Here is a 1,014-nt window from a genome sequence, read left to right as displayed (position 1 = left end):
ATGCAAAAACCCCAATGGGTCCAAATTTGACGGCGGACGAGGGCGATGGCGTCCGAAAATGTGGGCACGGTTTTTGTGTACCATGCAGCCGATCTCACCGGCAGAGAGCCTTTCGATTGTGATTGGTGGGCGAGCAAGGTGACCCACGAGAACAACCCCAGTAATATCGGTGTTGTTCGAGCGATGGCTTTATCAGACCATTGACGCTGCGTCTCGACGCCCAAATGAGTGCGCACTTCCTGGAAGGTCACTTCCACCTGCCAGCGGCGGACGAACCATTCCAGGATTTGAGTGGGCGTCGCAGATAGGTCGGTGCAGAGAAAGGCCCGGGTCTCGAACTTTTCCTTGGGGTCACGAACCAAGACCCAGCGGATGGGAACAGCAGGCATCCCACTGTGATACCAGACGGCGGTAGCGCTGGTGATTTCTACCTGCGTAGGCCCCTGTCCATACCAATTCTCGATAGTGACCTTTTGCCAAACTGTTTGCTTGTCTACCAGCACATCGCTCAACTTCGGTAAGCGTTTGCCTTTCTTGCGAGGTCGCCCCAAAGTGCCACTGGTTCGTTGTGGAGCGGGTTCGTACAAAGCTGCATCTAAACGTAGTTGGGTCACCATGTAGACCGGTTCAGGCAGGGTTAGTAGACTATTCAGCAACTCCAAAGCGGCATAACTGCTGTCGGCGACAATGATGATCTTGCGTTTTGGTAGCCAGCGGCGTACCTGCATACCCATTTGCCGGGCCCAGTCGGTTAGTTTCTTGTGCCCACGGGCTTTGCTTTCGTAGTACCGCTCTGAAGGAGCCAATACCGTAAAAAACGGCAGTCCCCAAATGCGCTTAGCCCAGGGAATGTTGACTAACAACATCATGCTGATCCAGCGTAATCCACTGGCTTTCACAAAGTGGCTTTTGCTCGAACGCACCGGATCACGGTAAATACCCTTGGCCTTGATTTTCTTGCCCCGTCGCCGTTCGATGGTTTCGTCTATGCCAATCACTACCGGCCCTTGCGGT

General features: G+C 54.0%; 1 protein-coding gene. It reads right to left on the bottom strand.

Features of this window, described 5'->3' with window-relative positions:
- The coding region (locus tag D6694_08475; GenBank protein RMH41893.1) for a hypothetical protein at positions 1–998 on the bottom strand (998 nt) is incomplete at its 3' end.
- Positions 999–1,014: the final 16 nt, after the last annotated feature.

The organism is Gammaproteobacteria bacterium (genome assembly GCA_003696665.1).
In the GTDB taxonomy this organism is placed as follows: domain Bacteria; phylum Pseudomonadota; class Gammaproteobacteria; order Enterobacterales.
Note: the sequence above shows the minus strand (reverse complement) of the source record. Positions and strands in the feature narration are given on the sequence as shown.